At 52.7% G+C, this 20,429-nt stretch carries 25 protein-coding genes and 1 tRNA gene; 21 read left to right on the top strand and 5 right to left on the bottom strand.

The features are described from left to right. Positions 1–57: 57 nt before the first annotated feature. Positions 58–1,590 carry a hypothetical protein gene (locus KBY68_RS01045; protein ID WP_255095573.1) on the top strand — a complete coding sequence of 511 codons (1,533 nt, stop codon included), beginning with the start codon at positions 58–60 and terminating at the stop codon, positions 1,588–1,590. An 8-nt stretch (positions 1,591–1,598) separates the two neighbouring features. Here the strand turns inward: KBY68_RS01045 and KBY68_RS01040 are convergent, their stop codons facing one another. Then, a complete protein-coding gene (locus KBY68_RS01040; RefSeq protein ID WP_106500751.1) occupies positions 1,599–2,066 on the bottom strand; it encodes a CBS domain-containing protein in 468 nt (155 codons plus the stop codon). 35 nt (positions 2,067–2,101) lie between these two features. Here KBY68_RS01040 and KBY68_RS01035 point away from each other — a divergent pair, with 35 nt between their 5' ends. Continuing rightward, positions 2,102–2,641: a CDP-alcohol phosphatidyltransferase family protein gene (locus tag KBY68_RS01035; RefSeq protein ID WP_255095572.1), complete on the top strand. Its 540-nt coding sequence runs from the start codon at positions 2,102–2,104 to the stop codon at positions 2,639–2,641. On the opposite strand, the gene KBY68_RS01030 is transcribed toward KBY68_RS01035, so the two are convergent. Then, positions 2,627–3,547, bottom strand: coding sequence for an NAD-dependent epimerase/dehydratase family protein (locus KBY68_RS01030; protein WP_255095571.1), 921 nt, complete (start codon positions 3,545–3,547; stop codon positions 2,627–2,629). The two genes, KBY68_RS01035 and KBY68_RS01030, sit on opposite strands and share 15 nt — an antisense overlap. A 64-nt stretch (positions 3,548–3,611) precedes the next feature. Here KBY68_RS01030 and hisA point away from each other — a divergent pair, with 64 nt between their 5' ends. Genes hisA through KBY68_RS01010 form a run of 4 tightly spaced genes read left to right on the top strand, consistent with a single transcriptional unit; the run spans position 3,612 to position 7,067 of the window. Next, a complete protein-coding gene (gene hisA, locus KBY68_RS01025) occupies positions 3,612–4,385 on the top strand; it encodes a 1-(5-phosphoribosyl)-5-[(5-phosphoribosylamino)methylideneamino]imidazole-4-carboxamide isomerase (protein ID WP_255095663.1) in 774 nt (257 codons plus the stop codon). Positions 4,386–4,402: 17 nt separating this feature from the next. After that, complete coding sequence (locus tag KBY68_RS01020; protein ID WP_106500753.1) at positions 4,403–4,831, top strand: Fur family transcriptional regulator; 429 nt, start codon at positions 4,403–4,405, stop codon at positions 4,829–4,831. Next, positions 4,828–6,510, top strand: a complete 1,683-nt coding sequence (locus KBY68_RS01015) for a DUF3685 domain-containing protein (protein ID WP_255095570.1) — start codon at positions 4,828–4,830, stop codon at positions 6,508–6,510. The genes KBY68_RS01020 and KBY68_RS01015 overlap by 4 nt, the downstream gene beginning before the upstream one ends. After that, on the top strand, positions 6,507–7,067 hold the full coding sequence (locus tag KBY68_RS01010) for a thylakoid membrane photosystem I accumulation factor (RefSeq protein ID WP_255095569.1): 561 nt from the start codon (positions 6,507–6,509) through the stop codon (positions 7,065–7,067). Before KBY68_RS01015 ends, KBY68_RS01010 begins: the two co-directional genes overlap by 4 nt. Positions 7,068–7,091: 24 nt before the next feature. Here the strand turns inward: KBY68_RS01010 and KBY68_RS01005 are convergent, their stop codons facing one another. Both KBY68_RS01005 and KBY68_RS01000 read right to left on the bottom strand, forming a co-directional pair. Beyond that, entirely contained in the window at positions 7,092–7,349 is a 258-nt protein-coding gene (locus KBY68_RS01005; RefSeq protein WP_255095568.1) for a Nif11-like leader peptide family natural product precursor, read from the bottom strand. A gap of 30 nt (positions 7,350–7,379) precedes the next feature. After that, the gene (locus tag KBY68_RS01000) at positions 7,380–7,769 is read right to left on the bottom strand and encodes a Nif11-like leader peptide family natural product precursor (RefSeq protein WP_255095567.1); all 390 of its coding nucleotides are present in this window, start codon (positions 7,767–7,769) and stop codon (positions 7,380–7,382) included. Positions 7,770–7,902: 133 nt separating this feature from the next. Between KBY68_RS01000 and KBY68_RS00995 the strand changes: the two genes are divergently transcribed. From KBY68_RS00995 to KBY68_RS00925, 15 genes are all read left to right on the top strand, one after another. Further along, positions 7,903–9,075: a coenzyme F420-0:L-glutamate ligase gene (locus KBY68_RS00995; RefSeq protein ID WP_255095566.1), complete on the top strand. Its 1,173-nt coding sequence runs from the start codon at positions 7,903–7,905 to the stop codon at positions 9,073–9,075. Positions 9,076–9,122: 47 nt separating this feature from the next. After that, positions 9,123–10,151: a hypothetical protein gene (locus KBY68_RS00990; protein WP_255095565.1), complete on the top strand. Its 1,029-nt coding sequence runs from the start codon at positions 9,123–9,125 to the stop codon at positions 10,149–10,151. Then, a complete protein-coding gene (gene ruvX, locus KBY68_RS00985; protein WP_255095564.1) occupies positions 10,142–10,624 on the top strand; it encodes a Holliday junction resolvase RuvX in 483 nt (160 codons plus the stop codon). The genes KBY68_RS00990 and ruvX overlap by 10 nt, the downstream gene beginning before the upstream one ends. 19 nt (positions 10,625–10,643) lie before the next feature. Continuing rightward, complete coding sequence (locus KBY68_RS00980; RefSeq protein WP_106499453.1) at positions 10,644–11,204, top strand: DUF3727 domain-containing protein; 561 nt, start codon at positions 10,644–10,646, stop codon at positions 11,202–11,204. Continuing rightward, positions 11,201–11,731, top strand: coding sequence for a YqeG family HAD IIIA-type phosphatase (locus KBY68_RS00975; protein WP_255095563.1), 531 nt, complete (start codon positions 11,201–11,203; stop codon positions 11,729–11,731). Before KBY68_RS00980 ends, KBY68_RS00975 begins: the two co-directional genes overlap by 4 nt. 10 nt (positions 11,732–11,741) lie before the next feature. After that, entirely contained in the window at positions 11,742–12,848 is a 1,107-nt protein-coding gene (gene proB / locus KBY68_RS00970; RefSeq protein ID WP_255095562.1) for a glutamate 5-kinase, read from the top strand. A gap of 47 nt (positions 12,849–12,895) precedes the next feature. Next, positions 12,896–13,927 carry a UDP-3-O-(3-hydroxymyristoyl)glucosamine N-acyltransferase gene (lpxD, locus tag KBY68_RS00965; RefSeq protein ID WP_255095561.1) on the top strand — a complete coding sequence of 344 codons (1,032 nt, stop codon included), beginning with the start codon at positions 12,896–12,898 and terminating at the stop codon, positions 13,925–13,927. A gap of 39 nt (positions 13,928–13,966) precedes the next feature. After that, on the top strand, positions 13,967–15,046 hold the full coding sequence (leuB, locus tag KBY68_RS00960; RefSeq protein ID WP_255095560.1) for a 3-isopropylmalate dehydrogenase: 1,080 nt from the start codon (positions 13,967–13,969) through the stop codon (positions 15,044–15,046). Between the two features lie 61 nt (positions 15,047–15,107). Further along, positions 15,108–16,010, top strand: a complete 903-nt coding sequence (locus KBY68_RS00955; RefSeq protein ID WP_255095559.1) for a phosphoribulokinase — start codon at positions 15,108–15,110, stop codon at positions 16,008–16,010. Positions 16,011–16,090: 80 nt separating this feature from the next. Next, on the top strand, positions 16,091–16,306 hold the full coding sequence (locus KBY68_RS00950) for a hypothetical protein (protein WP_106499451.1): 216 nt from the start codon (positions 16,091–16,093) through the stop codon (positions 16,304–16,306). Next, complete coding sequence (locus KBY68_RS00945; RefSeq protein WP_255095558.1) at positions 16,303–17,112, top strand: prepilin peptidase; 810 nt, start codon at positions 16,303–16,305, stop codon at positions 17,110–17,112. Before KBY68_RS00950 ends, KBY68_RS00945 begins: the two co-directional genes overlap by 4 nt. 24 nt (positions 17,113–17,136) lie before the next feature. Then, a complete protein-coding gene (gene accD, locus KBY68_RS00940; RefSeq protein WP_255095557.1) occupies positions 17,137–18,015 on the top strand; it encodes an acetyl-CoA carboxylase, carboxyltransferase subunit beta in 879 nt (292 codons plus the stop codon). After that, positions 18,012–18,437 carry a hypothetical protein gene (locus tag KBY68_RS00935; RefSeq protein ID WP_255095556.1) on the top strand — a complete coding sequence of 142 codons (426 nt, stop codon included), beginning with the start codon at positions 18,012–18,014 and terminating at the stop codon, positions 18,435–18,437. The genes accD and KBY68_RS00935 overlap by 4 nt, the downstream gene beginning before the upstream one ends. Next, entirely contained in the window at positions 18,434–19,540 is a 1,107-nt protein-coding gene (locus KBY68_RS00930; RefSeq protein ID WP_255095555.1) for a Gfo/Idh/MocA family protein, read from the top strand. Before KBY68_RS00935 ends, KBY68_RS00930 begins: the two co-directional genes overlap by 4 nt. A gap of 444 nt (positions 19,541–19,984) precedes the next feature. Further along, positions 19,985–20,221 carry a DUF2811 domain-containing protein gene (locus tag KBY68_RS00925; protein ID WP_241537031.1) on the top strand — a complete coding sequence of 79 codons (237 nt, stop codon included), beginning with the start codon at positions 19,985–19,987 and terminating at the stop codon, positions 20,219–20,221. Positions 20,222–20,342: 121 nt separating this feature from the next. On the opposite strand, the gene KBY68_RS00920 is transcribed toward KBY68_RS00925, so the two are convergent. Beyond that, positions 20,343–20,419 (bottom strand) — tRNA-Met (locus KBY68_RS00920). Positions 20,420–20,429: the final 10 nt, after the last annotated feature.

Here is a 20,429-nt window from a genome sequence, read left to right as displayed (position 1 = left end):
TGCTGGTGTAGTGCCTTTTAATTGCTTTAATGGCGGCAAAAGGATTTGCTTTAAGTAATGGGCAATCGCCGAAGGGGCAGCACTGGGCTTGTTGAACCAGTTGTCCCAGCTCCTAAGCGGCGCCAGGCGGGCCAGCAGGTTGCAAGGGCTTCCAGCAATAAACAACGGCCAAAAACCAGTATCAAGTCTGGTCGTCGCCCCAGAAGTGAACTAAAAACTGCTTCCTTAAAACGTCGCCTCAGCTGGGTGGGATGGAGTGCCATTGGCTTACCCCTGGCAGCTCTTACTTTTCTTGTGGCAATTGCCCCAAATAGCAACCGTCGCACCACAACGCCCGCTGCCCAGGGATCGCTTGTGGGCATGAATGCCAGCAACGAAAGCTTCCAATACCTGCCAGATCAAGAGGTTTTTGCCCTCAATTTTGATCCGCGCAAGGTGAGTTTCGGCATGCTGGAAGGTTGGGATCGGGAGCAGGAGGCCTACAGCGACACCAAGGCGCTCGCTTTTGTGAGTGGGCCCATGTATGAGCGCTACAACGATCCAGGCCAGGAGGTAACAGTTCCCCTTGGGGACATAAAACTGGGTAACCAGATCTGGCGTGGCCGAAACCGCAGTGCCGCTAAACAGCGCGCTTTCATGGGGATAACCCACCAGGGCAGGGTTGATTTTGGCTTTGGTGAATTAACAGATGCCAGGGCTGGGGAATACGAAACCTTTATTGGTGGTTTGCACTCCCTCTACAACGACATCCAATCGCCGCCAAGGGAATACAAGGGGGCCTACAGCGTGAGCATGGGTCAGCAGATTCGCTACTTCCTCCCCCGGGTGCGCATGGTGATTGGCTTGCGCGGTGATGGCAGGCTTGAAGTGTTCATGAGTAGAGATGGGCTAACCCTTGAGCAAACCAAGGAGCTCTCCCGCAGCAGGGGCTTAGTTGCTGCCTACATGCCCGACCACGCTTCCAAAAGCCGTTTCATTATTCCTGGGGTGAAAGGTTTTAGCGAAGAAGATGCCAACTGGATAAGCGGCGGCGCCACAAGTTTTGTGCATGTGCCATACATGCTCAAACTCGAGCCAAGGGCATTTCATTTACAAGGCAATCTCCTTGCAAACCTCAGTCCCATGGGTAGGGGCTCCGGTTGCGGCAATCCCTTGGATTGCAGCTTCAAATTGGGTGGCCAGGTAATGGATAGGGCCATGGCAGGTTTAAACCGCTTGATGGAAAAGGGTGTGGTGCCGATTGCACGCCTATTTTGGTCGCCCTCTAAAACCCAAACCGCCACTCGCCCCGCCAGTGGCGCTCCAATGCGGGAGCCACCAATCACCGCTGATCCAGCCCTTGCGCTCAATGCAGCAACACCGCCACGGGCCCCTGAATTACCAGGCTCTGGGGTGGGTTTAGGTGACCCCGTAATCCCAGCCCCGATGGCACCAGACCTACCCGCACCAGAAACCTATGGAACGGGTTCAGCGCCTGCAGACAAACAAGCCGTATACGACCCTGCCCTTTCAATCACAGCCGGCAGTGACAATCGGCTCGCGCCAGCACCGCCAGTGCTACCACCCGCCAACCCACCGGCGCTGCAATAAATCAATTTTTAGATAGCTTCAGCAAGGGCGCGCACCACATCGCCGCGGGTTAACACCCCAACGGGCATTCCTTCTGGGTTTAACACAAACAACCGTTGGGTTTTGCCGTTGTGCAGCAGCTTGGCAGCCTGGGGCAGTGGTAAATCCAGAGCACAGGTATGGGGGTGGCGATTGATTAAATCCTCCACAAAATTACCCAAAACTTGATGCACTTCCTTATCCCATTGGAGTGGATTTTTTAGATAAATCACACTGTCGAGCAAAAGCACATAGGGACCAGCTTCAAATCCACTTTCACGAACCATGAGATCCTGTTCGCTGAGCTCCCCCAGCAGCTCTCCCTTGGCACCCACCACCGGCAAGGCGCTGATGTGATGTTGGTTGAGCAGGGCAACAGCTTCCTGCAATGGGGTATCAGCCTGCACAGTGAACAAAGGAGAAGTCATCACCTCCGATACCAAGCGCTGCATCACCATGGAAAACCGTTCTCTTTGAGGCATTCTGCAGGGCAATGACCCCCGTGTTCCTTCGCCGGCTTGCCGATGCCCTAACCCTTGCCAGGGCACTGCTGGGGTTACCGCTGATTTTTGCCTTAGCTGAAGGCAAGCAGAGCCTTGCTTGGGTACTTTTACTGCTTGGCGGCCTAAGCGATTGGGCCGATGGCTGGCTGGCTCGCCGGGCTGGGGGCGGCAGCAGCTGGGGGGCCCAGTTGGATCCCCTCAGCGACAAAATTTTGTTGCTGGCACCATTGCTTTGGCTCGCGGAGCAACAAAAATTGCCCCTGTGGGCCCTATGGCTGCTGTTGGGCCGTGAACTTTTGATTACCGGCTGGCGCCAGGGGCAAGCAGACGGTGGCGCCGCTTCATGGTTGGGGAAGGCCAAAACGATGTTGCTTTTTTGTTCCCTGCTATTGATGCTTTGGCCCACAGCATGGGCTTCAACCCAATTGGTCAACTCCATCCATGGGGTGGGCTGGTGCTTGTTTTGGCCTTCCTTGGTGCTTGCCGTTAATTCAGCCCTTGGTTACCTAAAGGCTTCAAGCTCCCCATAGGGGAGCATCAACACTGCTATCAAGTTGAGCTGGGGGCCTTTTGCTGTAGTCGTTTTGGTAGCTATCAGCCAAGCCGGCTTCCAAATCAAAGCGCTGACTCCAAGCCAATTCCCGTTCAACCCTTTGCACATCAACTAGGAAATGATTTAGGCGCAGGGGGAAGGCCTTTCTGGCCTTGGGATCAAGGTTTGATGGATCAAAACTGCGCAACTCCACGCTATCGGGATCGCGGCCGCAGGCCCTTGCGGCCGCAGCCACCAAGCCCTTGAAAGTGACGCCTTTTCTGCCAGTGCAGTTGTAGATCCGGTTTGTGGCTGCATCCACCTCAAGGCAGCGGGCCATGGCAAGGGCTAAATCATCCACATGGCCCAATTGGGTAATGGTGGAACCATCACCTGGCAGTGGCACGGGCAAATTCCCACAGATGCGGTCGAAAAACCAACTCTCAACTGGGTTGTAGTTGCCGGGCCCGTAGATGTAGGTGGGCCTAAAACTGGTAAAAGGAATGCCCTCTTGCCGCAACCAATTTTCGGTGTGGGCTTTACCGCCATGGCGGCTGGCTGGATCCAAGGGGGAGTTTTCATCCAAAGGCCAAAGCTCACTAGCTGCATAAACACCAGCGGAGCTCACGTAAACCAAGCGATGGGATGGGGCCGAGGTGCAGGCCAACACCGCCTGGGTATCCACCAGATTGCGGCCAGAGCTATCGATAATCACATCAAATTTGCGACCCTTAAGGGGAGCAAGGTGGCTGGCTTCAGAGCGATCACCACTGAAATGCTCCACCCCTTCGGGCACGGGCTGGCGGCCGCGGGTGAACAGGCTTAGTTGATGGCCGGCGGCCATCAACAGCTGCACCAAGGGTTTACCAACAAAACGGGTGCCGCCCATAACCAGAATGCGCATTTTTAGCCTTGCTGAACTGTTGCCATCCTCCCCTGGCGAGAATGGTGAAACCAAAATGCATGCCATGCAAATAATTCCAGCAATCGACCTTCTTGATGGCCAATGCGTGCGCCTGCATCAAGGCGACTACAACTTGGTTACCCACTTCAGTGCCGATCCAATCAGCCAAGCCCTCGCCTGGCAAGAACAGGGGGCGAAATTGCTTCACTTGGTAGACCTAGATGGCGCCCGCAGCGGCGAAGCCACCAATCACCCCCTAGTGCAGCGAATCACAGCGGCGCTGGAAATTCCGGTGCAACTTGGCGGTGGTGTGCGCAGCATCGAAAGAGCAGAACAACTACTGGCCTGCGGCCTAGATCGGGTAATACTGGGCACCGTTGCAGTTGAGCAACCTGAACTTGTTTTTGAGCTAGCCCAGCGCTATACCCAAAAAATAGTGGTGGGGATCGATGCCAGAAACGGTTTGGTGGCAACCCGCGGCTGGACAACCGCAAGCGAGCTGCCAGCAACGGAATTAGCAAAAAAATTTGATGGCATTGGTTTAGCTGCCTTGATATGCACAGACATCGCCACCGATGGCACCCTTGCCGGACCAAATCTTGAATTTCTGCGGGCCATGGCCCAAGCCAGCAGCACTCCGATTATTGCCTCCGGCGGCATAGGTGAATTGTTGGATCTAATGAGTTTGTTGCCTTTGGAATTGGAAGGGGTAGTTGGCGTAATTGTGGGGAGGGCGCTCTACAACGGCAGTGTGAACTTAAAAGAAGCCCAATTAGCCATTGGAGAAGCTCGCCTCCAAGACCTGCCGATAAACGCAGCGATTGAAAGGCCTTGCTAAGCCCATATCATGGAGTTATGGCAAGGCAACCGAATCCAACAAACCTAGAAGGTGCATATCAAAGTTGCCGCAGCCAAGGTTTGCGGCTTAGCCGGCAGCGCAAACTAGTTTTAGAAATCCTCTGGCGCAGCGGTGATCATTTGAGTGCCAGGGAAATATTTGAGCAGCTGAATGCAAATGGAAGGCGCATTGGTCACACATCCGTTTATCAAAATCTTGAATCCCTCAGGGCCCATGGCGTAATTGAGTGCCTTGAGAAAGCCCAGGGCCGGCTCTATGGCCACCGCTCAGATCCCCACAGCCACCTCACCTGCCTTGAGAGTGGCAGCATCCACGATCTGGATATCGAATTGCCTGCGGAGCTCCTAAATGCGATCGAAGCAAACACCGGTTTTAAAATCGAAAGCTACAGCCTGCTGTTGCAGGGAAGAGCAAAATCAAAATGAGCCAATTAATAGCTAACAAAGCCATCCTTATTATTGGCGAAAAATGGCAAGCCCAAGCCTTAACAGAACAACTCAAAAGAGATCAGCCAAACTGGCGACTAGATCTCTCATCTAGATCCACAGAAGCAGTAAAAGATAATATATCAAACAAGAACAAGCTTAAATACCAGTTGATCTGCTGGCTGCTGCAAGAAGGAACAACAACTGAAACCCTAAGTTGGGAGTTGAATCAATTAAAAACCAGGGAGCCAGAGGCAGCCCTGTTACTGATAATAAATAACAGTGCTTTTTTTAAGCGTGATTTATTACTGCAACTACCGCTTGATGGATTGCTTGAACAGCCCAGCCTCACTGAGATAAATGAAGCGATTGAACTAATTACAAATGGAGGCAGGGTTTTTAGGATTTCAGAAGCTGTGCAACCCTCCTCAGCAAAACCCTCCAATCTGGGTATAAAGCAATGGTTTTTACTGAGCGGTTTGGATCAAATCAACGCAGAAGTTAATGCCCTAAACCATAGGCTTGAGATATTTCCCCAAGGGGGACTGCAAAGACTTGTAACAGCAGGAAGATTGCGTGAATTAAATATGGCTCGAAAATTACTTCATACAATTTGGGGCTCAGCAAGCCCTATTCATCAATTCAAGCCGAAGCCCAAACAGGAACGCTTGCAAATATATTTACCCAAACGTGGCGGCAATGATATTTTAAATCAATTACAAATCGAGCTAGCTAAAGAATTTGGCTCCTGCTCCAATTTTGAAACAGGTTATCTGTTGGCCCTGGAGGCCCTCCTCCCCGAGCGGCGCTTAAACCTTTTTGAAAGCCTGCTGCACGAATTCAAACAATTGCTAGAAAAATTATCTACGCAAAACTGCTTAGCTCTAACAACAATCCCCTCTGGCGACCAACCGGCAACAGATCCATGGGTTCAACAGCAATCCCTACTGCGCCAGAGGGCACTAATGAAATTGGTGGGTGCCTACACCCAGCTACCCAGGGAAGGCAGCTTGCTCCCCTTAGCCGAAACACTTATCGGTTCAGCAAATCTTGATGGAGAGGAACCTGAACTCTGTTCCTTATATCCAATCTTGATTGCATTAATTGAAGGCAAACCATTACTTATAGATGGAAAGCTAATGGCAGCAGATCAACCATTTGCTTTGTTACACCTGCAAACATTAGTTAGCAATTGGTTATTGCGTAATGGTGAGCGCATTGCCAAGGAAGTGTTAGAAGCTTGCAGCAATTGGCCTGAGCTACGCCGCACAATGCTGCCCCTAGAACTATTGCCTACCCGTGAATTAGACCGATTGCGAAATAAAATAAATTCTTTAGAGCGTTGGCAAAATTTATTTGTTCGCCCCGTTTCAATATATGAAAGCAAGAGGGTATTTTATAGCCTCCGTTCTGGTAAGTTCGTTAGCCAAGTTTTGATTGAACCACGGGATAATGAACTTAAAAACCTTTTATGGTGGCAACAAGCGATAACCATTATGCTGGAAACTAGGGACGCATTGGCACCTCAGCTGGAGATTCTAATCAATCGTTTTGGTTCCTTAATGGTGTTGCTGCTCACTAGGGTTCTTGGTCGTGCCATCGGTTTAATCGGGCGAGGTATCATGCAAGGGCTCGGCAAGGGTATGCAAAACTCAAACCTCAGTGCTGAAAAATCTTGAAACAAGTTTCCCTGCCATCCAGGCTATTAAATCTTATTTTTAGCTGCTTTTTATTCGGGCTAATATTTTTACTAACCCCTGATCAAACCCGGGCTGATCGTGATACCAACAGTTACGACGGTAATATTTTTGCGCTTTATGCTGGCAACGGTGCGTTGGTACCGCCAAACATAAGCCTCGAAGCGGCCATTAAAGAGAAACGTTCGATTCTTTTGGCCTTCTACCTAGACGACAGCAGCGCTAGTAAACGTTTTGCCCCCCTACTTTCAGATCTCCAGGGTAGATGGGCTAGGGATGTGGAAATAATTGCCCTCACAAGTGATCCCTATGAAGTAAATCCAAATGCTCCGGTTGATTCGCCAAACCACTACTGGAGCGGCAGCATCCCACAAATCCTTGTGCTCGATGCAAACGCCAAGATTTTGTATAACGGCCAAGGCAATATGGATGAAAAAGAAATTGAAACAGCCCTTGCTCTAGCCACAGGTAGGCCAGCCACTCAAGGCTCAAGAAGCAGTAAAAGCTTCAATGAATACAACACTGAATACGGTTCTTAGCTTAAAGTTTTTAGCTATTTATTCTTAAATAAATTTACCTAGGAATACGTCGCCAAAATCATCGTTAAAAACATGGTCACCAAGGCTTTCCAATTCAGAATCACTTCTACCAGCGAGCCGGTGCAAATGATGGCGCACAACGGTGGCCTTAGTGAGTTCATGGCCATGGCTTCCAGCAAGCTTGATCAACTCTTCATGGCTGCGGGCAGCTCGAACCTGCTCTGAAAGGCTTTGGCTCTTGCGGGCTTCAGCCAGAAAGAGGTCAAGATTTGCCTGGCTCATGATTTAACAAGGTAACAATTTTGAATAAGTTTACCAAATTTCCAGTTCGGATTTTGCGCTGGCGTAAATGTCGTCTGCATGACCAAAATCCAGTTCATGGGTTTTAGCTATGGCTAGTAACTCCTCTAAATCTGCAGTTTCAAGGGTTTTTTGAAGGCTGGGATCAACCTTTGCCTTTTCTAAAAAGCTTGAAACCACAGGATCTGGGTTACCTAGGGGCTGCCCACCCCCTGGCGCAGTTCCCCACAATTCCATGGCGTGTTTGGCATGGGCATAGAGCTCATCGGCATGGCCAAATTTCAGATCATGCTCTTTTGCAATTGCTAGCAGCTCAGCCAGGTTTGCTGATTCAAGCCGTTCCCTTAGGGCCTCGTTTTCGCCCAGTTTTGCAACGAACTGAGCAACTGTTTGATCGGCCATGGCTGGGGTGATTTGCTTAACAGGTGTAGCACAAATTTTCTTTAGATTAAGGCGTCATTTTGCAACTTTCAAATTAGCTATCCGTTTCATACACAATCATCCAGCCCATGGGTGGGGGCTTAATCTGCCTGCCATGAAGTTTCTGCAATCGCTTCCCTTGCTACTCGCCCTAGGCCTTGGCCTGCTGCTGCTATGGCTGGAGGCTCGCCATCGGCTGCGGCCTAAATCACCACTGGAACTAAGTTTCGGCCCTTGGAACCTCGCAAGAAATCCCTCCTGCTACAGAATCGACGGCCTTGTTTGCATAGGCAATCCCCATGCCCAGATGGAGGTGTTTGTGCCGGAGTTGCGGGCTAAGCCCTGCTTGCTTGGCAGCAACAGCCTCAAAGATTTAAAAATCAGCACAGAGGTGATGCCGCTTCACGGCGATGAAGATAGTCGCCCAGACAATTACTGGTTTGCCTACATAGTTAAAGGCCTTAAAAAGACCCAAGCCAGGGTGTCTATTTGCATCGAGGGAGAAGATCTCGAGCAACGCCTCGATTCCCTATGGGTAGATATTCATTGGGTTAATTACGGACCTTTTGGCCGTTTGAAGCGTCGCCAAGGGGTATTAGTGCCCCTTAAGCACCCTGCCCCCCTAGATCCCGAAGCCGCAAAGTGGCGGGAAGGCGAAAACTGTTCAGTACTTGCAGTACCTACCCACCTACTGGGGGTGCTCGACAACCTTGAAGAGGTGCTGCATAAATACGCCTCAGCGATTTTAAAACCCGGCGACATTCTCACGATTGCCGAAAGTCCACTTGCTGTTATTCAAGGCAGATACCATCACCCCTCCCAAGTGGAGCCATCTGCCCTAGCCAGGTTGTTATGCCGTGTTTTTCATCCCACCAGCAGCCTTGCCACAGCCTGCGGTTTGCAAAGCCTGATCGACCTGGTGGGCCCAGCAAGGGTATTGATGGCTTGGCTGCTTGGGGCGCTGTTAAAAGTTGTGGGTATCAAGGGTGGTTTTTATCGGCTTGCTGGCCCGCAAGCTCGTTTAATCGACGATGTAACTGGCTCCACCCCCCCCTACGACCAAACGATTGTGCTGGGCCCAGATAATCCAAAGGCGGTGGTGGACTTAATGGCAGCAAGCATGGGGCATGGCGTTGCCGTTGTTGATGTGAACGACCTTGGCAGGGTGAAAGTGTTAGCCGCCAGCTCTGGCTGCGATCTCGATTTATTAGAGCGGGCCCTTAGGCCAAATCCAGCTGGAAATGCCAATGAACGCACTCCTCTTGTGGTGGTAAGGCCCCGATCCTGATTTCGCCTGGATACAGTGGCGAACAATGGCATTGGATCGAATTTGCCATGGGGTCCCAACTGCAGCATCAAAACCTGCAGGTTGAGCCCCTGCAGTTCAAGCACCTATCCCAGCTGCAAAGACCAGAACTGGAATATCTAGCTATTCAGCTGCAAAAACTGGCCCTGCTAAGGCCAATCGTTGCTTTTAAACCATGGCTATCACCGAAGAGTTCACCGGCCCCCCTCGCCCTTGTAGCCCTAACTCAAAAGAGCAACATCGTTGGCTTACTACTCGCTGAACCCTGCAACCGCAGAGGTAGCTGTTGGCGCTTAGAGGTTTTGGAAAGTTGGGGTGAAACCGCTTCCCGCCTTGATGTTGCCGGCAGCCTATTAAAGGCAGCGATGGATCAAGCACCCGGGGCAATGGCATGGGTGGCAAGGGCCGCTAGCAACGCAGAACAAACATTGGCGGCCCTTCGGGAACAGGGCTTTCAAATCCTGCAACACCAACGGGTTTGGCTATTAAATTCCCTAAGCAAACTTGAAATTGCTGCTGCATTACCCGAGCCCTTACTGCTGCAACCCTTAACCCGTGCCAGCGCTGTTTTATTGCTCCAGCTCGAATTGGTTGCCACACCTAGCCCCCTGCGCCAGTTGCAAGATCTGCGCAGTGAAGACCTCCTAGACGATTCCCAAGCGGAATCACTTGTACTTATTGATCCCCAACGCCACCAAGCGGTGGCAGGGGCGAGGCTGCTGAGGCGGCGCCATCGGGGTCCTACCGAAATTGAATTAAGCCTTCACCCAGGCTGGGGGCATTTGCTAGGCAATGTGCTCGGCCACCTACTGGCGGCAGCAGCAACGAAAAAGCTGCCGGTTTTGGTTCGCTGCGATCTAGGCAATAGCGCTGGACTCACTTGGCTTGCACAACAAGGCGCCATCGAACTGCAAGAGGAGTTGGTATTTGCCCGTAGCCTCTGGCGTCGCCATGAAATCAGCCCGAACCCCGGCCTAGCAAGCCGCACCTTGGAAAGGTTGGTGGGTCAGTGGCAACCAGGCCAAAGGCCAGTTCCTGAGGCGATGCGTTGGCGTTAAGGCTGCCACCAAAGCCCCGATCAGTGCTTGCGGTGGATGTGGGCAAACGCAGGATTGGCCTTGCCGGTTGCGATCCCCTGGGCCTAACAATTTTGCCCCTAGCGCCATTGGCCCGCGGCAGTTTTGCCAAAGACCTGTTGCTACTTAAACCGCTGGTGCAGCAGCGCCGCTGCGAAGCTCTAATCGTGGGGATGCCCCTGGATCAAGCTCAAAAAAGCACTGTTCAAGCGCAATATTGCAGGCGCTATGGCATCCAACTAGCTAACGCCCTAGAGCTGCCCATAGCCTGGGTAGATGAACACTGCAGCAGCTGGTATGCAGCGGAAAAGCACAATCTCCATGGCAACCGCAGCGGCCAACTAGACAGCGCCGTAGCTGCCCTATTGCTGGAACAGTGGTTACGGGAAGGACCTGAACCGGTCTATGCGGCGGCCATTAACCAGGGCAGAGCAGCTAACCCTGAGGGATCCTGAAGGGGTCAGCACAGAATCGATGGGCGAATCCTCCTCTCTTTCCGGATCCGGTGATGTGCCCACAATCGTGGTGCGCGATGGCAAAGGTAAGGAGTTGCTCTGTTTCCTTGAGCAACTGATCCCCCTTGATGGCCACGACTATGCCTTGCTAACACCAGTTGACACCCCGGTTTGCCTGTTTCGCCTCAGCGACGATGAAGAGCCTGAACTCCTAGAGGGCTTAGATGCAAGCGAGCCAATTCTCTCAACCGCTGAAGTGGTGCTTCAAGAACATGAACTCACATTGGTGCGCTCCGCTGTAACACTCACAGTTTCCGGGGAATTGGAAGAACCAGATCCTGAGGATTTTGATGAAGAAGATGAAGAGAATGACAGCGATGATGACGATGCAGAAACCTATGAGTTGTTAGTTAGTTTCATGGTGGCCGATGAGGAATATGGCCTTTACATACCCCTAGATCCCTTCTTTGTGGTTGCTCGGATGGAAAACGACCATGCCCTGCTGGTGGAAGGCGAGGAATTTGAACGGGTGCAGCCGCGCATTGAAGCGGAATTGGAGGAGCGGGAGTCTCAGGATTGAACCTGCGCCACCTGTTAGAGCCAAATTGGGTAGCCAAGGGCAGTCTTGCTGATCTGCCCTTAGAAGTGTTTGCCGATCTAAACATCAAGGCCCTAGTGCTTGATGTGGATTGCACACTGCTGCCTCAACACAGCCAGGAAATTCCAGCTGATGTGTTGACCTGGCTCCAAAAAGCTCGCACTCAATGGCGCCTGCATCTGTTTAGTAACAACCCAAATCGCCGCAGGATTGAAGCAATCGCCAATGCTTTTTCATTGCCTTTTACGGCCGGAGCTGGCAAACCTAGGCGTGGCCCATTGCGCCTTGTGCTCAACCAATTGCAATTACCAGCGGCCCAGGTTGCACTAATTGGTGATCGTGTATTTACCGATGTGCTTGCCGGTAATCGCCTTGGTTTATTCACCGTGCTCGTGCATCCCGTTGGCAGCGATGGCAAACCAAGCACTAAAGATGCTCTGCAGCGCTCCGAACGCACTATGGCCCGCTGGCTAGGGGCCCGCATGGAGCAAGGGCTGCCCCAAAAATGAAACCGCAAAAATGAGTCGAGTATTAGTTGTAAAAGTGGGCACCAGCCTGTTGAGGGGCAACAACGGCAGCAGCACTACTCAATTCATAGCCAGTTTGGCCGCCAGTTTGAGTGCCGAGCGTTCAAAAGGCAACGGAGTGGCTCTGGTTACCAGCGGGGCTGTTGGGCTTGGTTGCCAGGAGCTTGGCCTAGGCAAACGGCCGCAATTGGTGGAGGAATTACAGGCCGCTGCGGCCATCGGCCAAGGGCAACTGATGGGCCTCTATGCAGATGCCTTTCGCTGCCATGGGCAAACGGTGGCCCAGGTTTTGCTCACCCGCAGCGATCTGGCCTCCAACCGGCGCTTTCAAAGCGCCAGCCGCACGCTCAAGCAACTTTTGATTTGGAATGTGCTGCCAATAATTAATGAAAACGACACGTTGGCAACTGAGGAATTGCGTTTTGGCGATAACGACACCCTCTCAGCCCTCGTGGCTGTTGCCCTTCAGGCGGATGAATTGATTTTGCTCACGGATGTTGATCGCCTCTATTCCGCTGATCCACGTCAAAACCAAGGGGCAACACCAATAAGTGAGGTGCAAAATCTCGCTGAACTTGATGCCTTGCAAAGCGTTGCCTCAGGTGGCGGCCAATGGGGAACCGGAGGCATCACAACAAAATTGGCCGCTGCTCGCATTGCCACAGCCAGTGGCATCCAAGTGAAACTGGCCGATGGCCGCGATCCAAACGTTCTTGCTGAATTGCTTGCGGGTGTTTGCCATGGCACCCGATTCATACCAAGCCCTTCTCCTATTCCCGATCGCAAGCGCTGGTTAGCCCATGCCCCAGTGCCTGAGGGCAGCGTGAGGGTTGATAAGGGGGCCGAACTGGCCCTCCTAAACCAGGGGGCCTCGCTTCTACCAGTGGGCGTGGTTGCTATTGAGGGCAATTTTGATCGACAGGCCCCAATTCTGATTTTGGCCATGGATGGCAGGAAGCTGGGTATTGGCCTCAGCGCCTATGCCAGTGGCGAATTAAAGCGCTGCCTTGGCTTGAAATCCCAAATGGTGCAACAGCTGGATCCTCAGCTGCCAGAGGCGGTTATTCACCGCAACCAACTCGTGATAACCGCGGTGTGAGCCAGTAGCCCTACGATCCCGGCCAAGCCCTGAGTTATTGGCCTGCCATGCAATTCAGCACATTGCTACAGCACCTATCCGGGGCTGAAAACCAACCCTTCAATTTGGCCAATGATCCCGAATTAAATGGGGCCGCTGCTCTCAACCAAGCGCTAGCAGGGGAACTCAGTTTCCTTGAACCCGGCAATGCCCTGCTTGCCGCCTTAGCTGAAACCCAGGCGTCAGCTTTAATCCTGCCGCCAGATTCCGAACTCCATGGCAAAGCAACAGAGCGGGGTATCGCATGGGTGGCGCTTAAAAATCCAAGGCTTGGATTTGCTGAATCGCTTGAGCAGCTCTACCCCAAGCGGCAATTAGCTGCTGGAATTCATCCCACTGCGGTGATAGATCCCACTGCGGAATTAGCCGCTGGTATCCATGTGGGCGCCCATGTGGTGATAGGTGCAAACTGCAAAATCGGCGCCGATTGCATCATCCATCCAGCTGTTGTGATTTATCCAGATGTGGAAATAGGTGCTGGCTGTGAATTGCATGCCCAAGCTGTGCTTCATCCCGGCAGCAGGCTGGCTGAGGCCTGTGTGGTGCATTCCCATGCGGTGATCGGCAGCGAGGGATTTGGCTTCGTACCCACCGCAGATGGCTGGCGCAAAATGCCCCAAACGGGCCTTGTGGTGCTTGAAAATGGCGTAGAGATCGGCTGTGGTTCCACCATTGATAGGCCATCAGTGGGGGAAACACGCATTGGTGCTGGCAGCAAGATCGACAACCTGGTGCAGGTGGGCCACGGCGTAAGCATGGGCAAAAATTGTGCCCTTGCAGCCCAGGTGGGCATTGCTGGCGGAGCAAAGCTCGGCAATGGCGTGATCCTGGCTGGTCAGGTGGGGGTAGCCAATCGTGCTGTTATCGGCGATGGCGCTATTGCATCCTCAAAATCCGGCATCCATGGGGAGGTGGCCGCTGGTGAGGTGGTTAGTGGTTATCCAGCCATACCAAACCGCCTCTGGCTGCGTTGTTCAGCTGTGTTTAGCAAGTTGCCCGAGATGGCCCGCAGCCTGCGCCAACTAAATCAAACAAACTGACGCGATAGGTTCGAGCTAACAACCAACAGCAAAGCAGCCATGGCTAGCTATCGAATCACCCTCCTAGCCGGCGATGGCATCGGGCCTGAAATCACAGCAATAGCCGTAAAGCTTTTGGGGCGGGTGGCGCAACAATTCAACTTTCAGTTGGATTTTGATCACCAACCTGTGGGTGGTGACGCCATTGAGAAATTTGGTGAACCTTTACCCGCCAGCACCCTGGCGGCCTGTAAGGCCAGTGATGCGGTGCTGCTAGCCGCCATCGGTGCGCCCAAATACGACAACCTGCCCCGGCAGCAGAGGCCGGAATCAGGCTTGCTGGCCCTAAGGGCGGGCTTGGATTTATTTGCAAACCTGCGGCCAGTTGCCATAGTTCCCGCCCTAATTGACGCCAGCAGTTTGCGGCCGGAAGTGATCAGCGGAGTTGATCTTTTGGTGGTGAGGGAACTAACAGGTGGCATTTATTTCGGCCAACCAAAGGGCAGGGTGCAGCTCGAAAACGGCGAGGAGCGGGGCTTCAACACCATGACCTACAGCAGCTCTGAAGTGGATCGCATCGCCAAGGTGGCCTTTGATCTGGCCCGCCAAAGGCGTGGGGTTCTTTGTTCTGTGGATAAGGCAAATGTGCTGGATGTGAGCCAACTCTGGCGCGATCGGGTGAATGAAATGGCTGGCGCCTACCCAGATGTGAACTTGAGCCACATGTATGTGGACAACGCCGCTATGCAATTGGTGCGGCAACCGCGCCAGTTTGATGTGCTGTTAACCAGCAATCTTTTTGGCGACATCCTCAGCGATGAAGCGGCGATGCTCACGGGCTCCATTGGCATGTTGCCCTCTGCCTCCCTTGGTAGTTCAGGGCCTGGTTTATTTGAACCTGTGCATGGCTCAGCCCCTGATATCGCAGGGCAAGACTTGGCTAATCCCTTGGCCATGGTGCTTTCAGCGGCAATGATGTTGCGCATTGGACTCAAGCAAGATGCGGCCGCCTTGGCCTTAGAAAATGCGGTTTCAGCAGTTCTTGAGCAGGGCTTTCGCACGGGAGATCTGATGGCAGATGGCTGCACAAAACTCGCTTGCAGCGCCATGGGGGAAGAATTGTTAAGGGCCCTTGCTTAATCAACTGGTTGGATTTGGCCGATGCTCTGACAAAATCTCCCGAGCTAGTACTGCACTGCTGATGTCCAAGCTTCATCCCATCGTTGCGGTTACCGGTTCCTCCGGCGCGGGCACCAGCACCGTAAAAAGGGCCTTTGAGCACATATTTGCTCGCGAGGGCATCACCCCTGCAGTGGTGGAGGGTGATAGCTACCACCGTTTTGAGCGGGCTCCCATGAAGGAGGCCATGGCCAAGGCCTTGGCGGCAGGAGAAAATTTTTCCCACTTTGGCCCTGAAGCCAACCTGTTTGAAAAATTAGAAGAGCTTTTCCGTAATTACGGCCAAAGCGGTGGCGGAGAGAAGCGCTATTACTTGCACAGCCCTGAAGAAGCAGCGGAACACAACGCCCGCCTTGGCACATCATTAGATCCAGGTCAATTCACCCCATGGGAACCAATCCCAGGCTCCACAGATCTGCTCTTCTATGAGGGCTTGCATGGTGGTGTGGTGGGTGATGGTTACGACGTTGCTGCCCTAGCCGATCTTTTGGTGGGTGTGGTGCCGATCACCAACTTGGAATGGATCCAAAAAATTCACCGTGATAATGCCGAACGGGGCTATTCAGCAGAGGCGATCGTTGACACAATTCTGCGTCGCATGCCCGACTACATAAATCACATCTGCCCCCAGTTCAGCCTTACCGACATAAATTTCCAGCGGGTGCCAACGGTAGATACCTCCAATCCTTTTATCTGCCGCAATATTCCCACCCCCGACGAAAGCTTTGTAATCATTCACTTCCGCAAGGGCGCCAGGGACAAATGGGATGTGGATTTCACCTATTTGCTCGATATGATCCACGACTCATTTATGTCTAGCCCCACATCGATCGTGGTAAACGGCGGCAAGATGGGTTTTGCCATGGAATTAATCCTTACCCCTATTATTCATCGCATGATTGAAGAAAAACGCCAGCGCATTTGACCCTTCCCTCCTTTGCCATCGATGGTGCTTCGGGACAATGTGATCCTGCAATGTGGCGCTGTCCTCCTGAGCAATTAGGGATGATTCTGCAAATTGCAAGGCGTTTGTATTTGCAGAACTTAGAACGCAATTTGGAGCGCAATGGCTGTCCAGAACCATTGGGGGTTGTGGTGGTTAATGGCGGTAAATCTGCTCGCTTAATTTTTGAAGCGCCAGTTTTACTGCCCCAGGAACAATTTGTGCCATTGGAACTGTTGCGCAATAAACCCCTGGGCAAAAGCCGCAGCCGCAGATGATCTTTGCGTTAGCTGCATTGCTGGGGCTATGTGTGGGCAGTTTTATAAATGTTGTGGTTTGGCGCTTACCAAGGGCTGAATCGCTTCTATGGCCTGGCAGCCATTGCCCGCGCTGCGGTAAATCATTGCAATGGCATCAAAATATTCCTGTAGTTAGCTGGCTTTTATTGAAGGGACGCTGCGGTTTTTGCTATAGCTCCATCAGCCCCAGCTATCCGGCGGTTGAACTTTTAACAGCTGGATTTTGGGTGCTTTTAGCCCTCCCTGGGGTGGGCCGCATCGGTAATCCAGGGATAGTGCTGAATTTATTGGCGGGTGGATTGCTGCTTACTTGGCTGTTGCCATTGGCATTAATTGATATCAAAACGCTGCGCCTACCGGAATCGCTCTGCCGTTGGGGCGTGATTAGTGGCTTGGTTTGCACATTCATATTGGGCTACCTACAGGGCAAGGGAGCTGAGCTGCTGCTATTTCACTGCCTGGCGGCCGCAATTGGTTTATTGGCCTTTGAAGGGGTGAGCGCCACTGCTGAAAAGTTGATGGGCACCCCTGCCTTGGGGCTGGGTGATGCAAAGCTCGCCGCCCTGCTCGGGGCATGGCTTGGCCTCAAAGGCCTTGGGGTAGCGGTTGGCCTAGCTGTGCTGCTGGGGGCGGTTTTTGGGCTTTTGGGGCGCTTAAGCGGCAAACTCGCTGCCCGGCAACCCTTTCCCTTTGGACCATTTCTTGCTGTTGGTGGCCTGCTCAGCTGGCTTGCCTGCAACCAAATCTGGGGCTTTGTGATCAACCCGCCCTTCAGGATCCTTTAATAGATAGGTGTTAACGGGCCTGCTGTGTCGCTTCTCGACTGGTTTGCAGATCGACGTAAAACTGCCCCAGTGCTGCGGGCAGCACCTGAAAATGACGAAGGTGATGGCCTTTGGAGCAAATGCCCTGAATGCGGCGAAGTGGTTTACCGCAAGGACTTGATTGCCAACTGCAGTGTTTGTTTAGCTTGCGGCTACCACCACAGGATCGATAGCGAAGAGCGCTTGCGGTTGTTGTTGGATCCAGGCAGTTTCACTGAGATTGATTCCCAGCTGAGCCCAACCGATCCCCTGGCATTTAAAGATCGCAGGGCCTATGCAGATCGTTTACGAGACAGCCAACAGAGCACCGGCATGCGCGACGCCGTGGTTTGCGGCAGCGGCAGCGTTGAGGGGTTTGCCTTAGCGGTGGCAGTAATGGACTTCCGCTTCATGGGCGGAAGCATGGGTTCGGTGGTGGGTGAAAAACTCACTCGATTAATTGAAACTGCCACGGCCGAACGGCTGCCCGTATTTGTGGTGTGCGCCAGCGGTGGCGCCCGGATGCAGGAGGGAATGCTGAGTTTGATGCAAATGGCCAAAGTGTCGGGTGCCTTAGAGCGCCATCGCAACCAAGAGCTGCTCTATATCCCACTGCTCACCCATCCAACCACCGGTGGAGTAACTGCAAGTTTTGCAATGTTGGGCGATCTAATCCTTGCCGAACCAAAAGCACTCATCGGTTTTGCAGGCCGCCGCGTGATTGAGCAAACCTTGAGGGAAAAGTTACCGGATGATTTTCAAACGGCTGAATACATTCAGGACCACGGTTTTGTGGATGCAATTGTGCCCAGACCCAAATTGCGCAGCACCCTTGCAAGCCTGCTTGCCATCCATGGCCAAAAAGCTGCCGCACTAGTGGGATGAAGCAATACCTAAACGCAATCGCTACTTTCCTTTGTGCTTCAGCGCTAACGATTTGGCTTATCGGTTTTCACCCCGCCATAGCTTTTGCAGGACCAGTGGACTGGCAGGAGGTAACCCCCACGGCAGAAGGGCGCCAATGGTGGGATAAAGGCAGCTTGAGGCGCAATCGCAAAGGCGAGCTAACCGTGCTGAGTCGCTTTAGTGCAAACCCTGATCAATCCGGCAAAAGCCAAACAGGGGCCTTGTATGTGATGGCCCTTGATTGTGATGAACAGCTCTACAAAGACCTTCAAGTGAACGGACTGCCCCGCCCCAGGGCCCAATGGCAATTGGTGGGCTCTGAGGATTTGATTGCTGAAGTGCTGCAGCAAAGCTGCGCAGCAGCCAGGGGTGAGGGTTTATTGGAGCAAGGCAAAGCATGACAAAAGCAAAAATTGGGGTGGCAATTGCAGGCCTTGGTTTTGGCGAGAAAGTACACCTACCGGCCCTGCAGGCCAGTGCCTCAATGGCACCTGTGGCCCTTTGGCATCCCCGCGAACAGCGCCTACAGAAAACATGCAGCCGCGCAAACCTATGGGGAAGCTCTGATTTTGCGGCCTTACTAGCCCAGCCCCAGGTTGAGGCGGTTGTTTTGGCAACACCACCGGCGGTGAGGTTTCAGTTAGCAGAGCAAGCGCTTTTGGCTGGTAAGCATCTGCTACTGGAAAAACCCATAGCTTTAAATGCCACTGAAGCGCAACGGCTTGAACAACTGGCCATGGCGCATGGCTGTTGTTGTGCTGTGAATTTTGAATACCGCGCTGTGCCGGCCTTCCAACAACTTGCCCAACTTCTCGCAAGCGGTTGGCTTGGTGATCCCTGGCTGCTGCGCTTCGACTGGTTGATGGCTAGCCGCAGCGATCCGATGCGCCCCTGGAATTGGTATGCCCAGCAGGATCAGGGGGGTGGGGTTATGGGGGCCCTCGGCAGCCATGCCCTTGATTTGATGGAATGGCTAGTGGGACCGATCCTGGAGCTGCAGGCGCAGCTATCGGTGGCGATCGGGGAGCGGCCCAAAGCTGATGGGTTGGGTTATGGCCAGGTTGATGCCGCCGATACGGCCCTGATCCAAATGCAACTAAAACCCAATTGGAGCAATGGCGATCGAGCTATGCCTGCTCAAATAGCCCTTTCCTCAATCGCAAAACAGGGCAGGGGTTGCTGGCTAGAACTTTATGGTTCAGAAGGAACACTTGTTCTAGGCAGTGCCAATCAAAACGACTACGTGCATGGCTTTGGCCTGCAGGGCGCAAAAACAGGGGAGCCGTTGATGCCAATCAAGCCTGATTCAAACCTGGCCTTCGGCCGCACCTGGGAAGACGGAAGGATTGCACCAACTGAACGCTTGCTGGGCTGGTGGGCTGCAGCCATCCGTGAAGGCAGGCCCATGATTCCAGGGCTTCTGGAGGGCCTGCAAAGCCAAGTGGCCATGGATGCCTGCCAACAAAGCAATCAAGGCGGCTCTCGCATTTGGATCCGCCGCTGAGCAAAAACCCAACTAGCTCAAAATTTGAAGCAATTTGGAAAACATTTGGATGTTTCCCAGGTCACATCCGTCTAAGTCTTACGCCTAGACCAAAAAGACTTTAAATGATTAGCTCTGCTAATAGTGCAAGTTTATCCCCAGCTAACCTAGGTTTTCCCCAGCTTATACCTGGTTTTTCCCCAGAAACATGGCTATTTCCTTTGCTGATCCGCTGGAGGACATGGCCGATGGCCTCAACCTGTGGAAAGTATCGGGAAGCACCTTCAAAGCTTGACTTCTATCGCGAAGTTGTTCAGGGGAATTAAATCGCTTCAGCATTTAGCTCTGCCGCTGAGCTTCCGCAGGCAATCTCAGCGATTAGATGGTGCCAAACCGCCCAAAGCTCAAACTTTGACGCATCAGCCACTTCTATGGCTTTATGCATAGGCAAGGGAGGTTCTAAGGTTGGCAAACGGTAGAGAAACAAAGCTTGAAAGCAACGAGAGCAGCATCGAAGTGGTGAGCATGGAAGCGGAGGTACCTGAAGCGCTTTTTCAAAGCATGCGCCACTTCCTCAAGGAGCATCCCCAATGGGATCAATATCAGTTGGTTAGTTCAGCCGTTGCCAGCTTCCTATTTCAAAATGGCAGCACCGATAAGGCCGTTGCCCAGCATTACCTAAACGGTATTTTTAGCCGCTAACTGATTTCTAATTAACACTCAAAAAATTAAAAATATAAAAATTAAAAATTAAATTTGAAACCCGTAACTAAAAAGCCACCCACTCTTAATTAAGAGTGGGTGGCTTCTAATTTGGTTGATTTGGTGGCGGGGGGGAGATTTGAACTCCCGACCTTCGGGTTATGAGCCCGACGAGCTACCAGGCTGCTCTACCCCGCGGCATCACCAA

The organism is Synechococcus lacustris Maggiore-St4-Slac, from assembly GCF_024345595.1.
GTDB classification, from domain to species: Bacteria; Cyanobacteriota; Cyanobacteriia; order PCC-6307; family Cyanobiaceae; genus Synechococcus_D; species Synechococcus_D lacustris.
The sequence above is the reverse complement of the archived record's forward strand: the minus strand, read 5'-3'. Positions and strand labels throughout refer to the sequence as shown.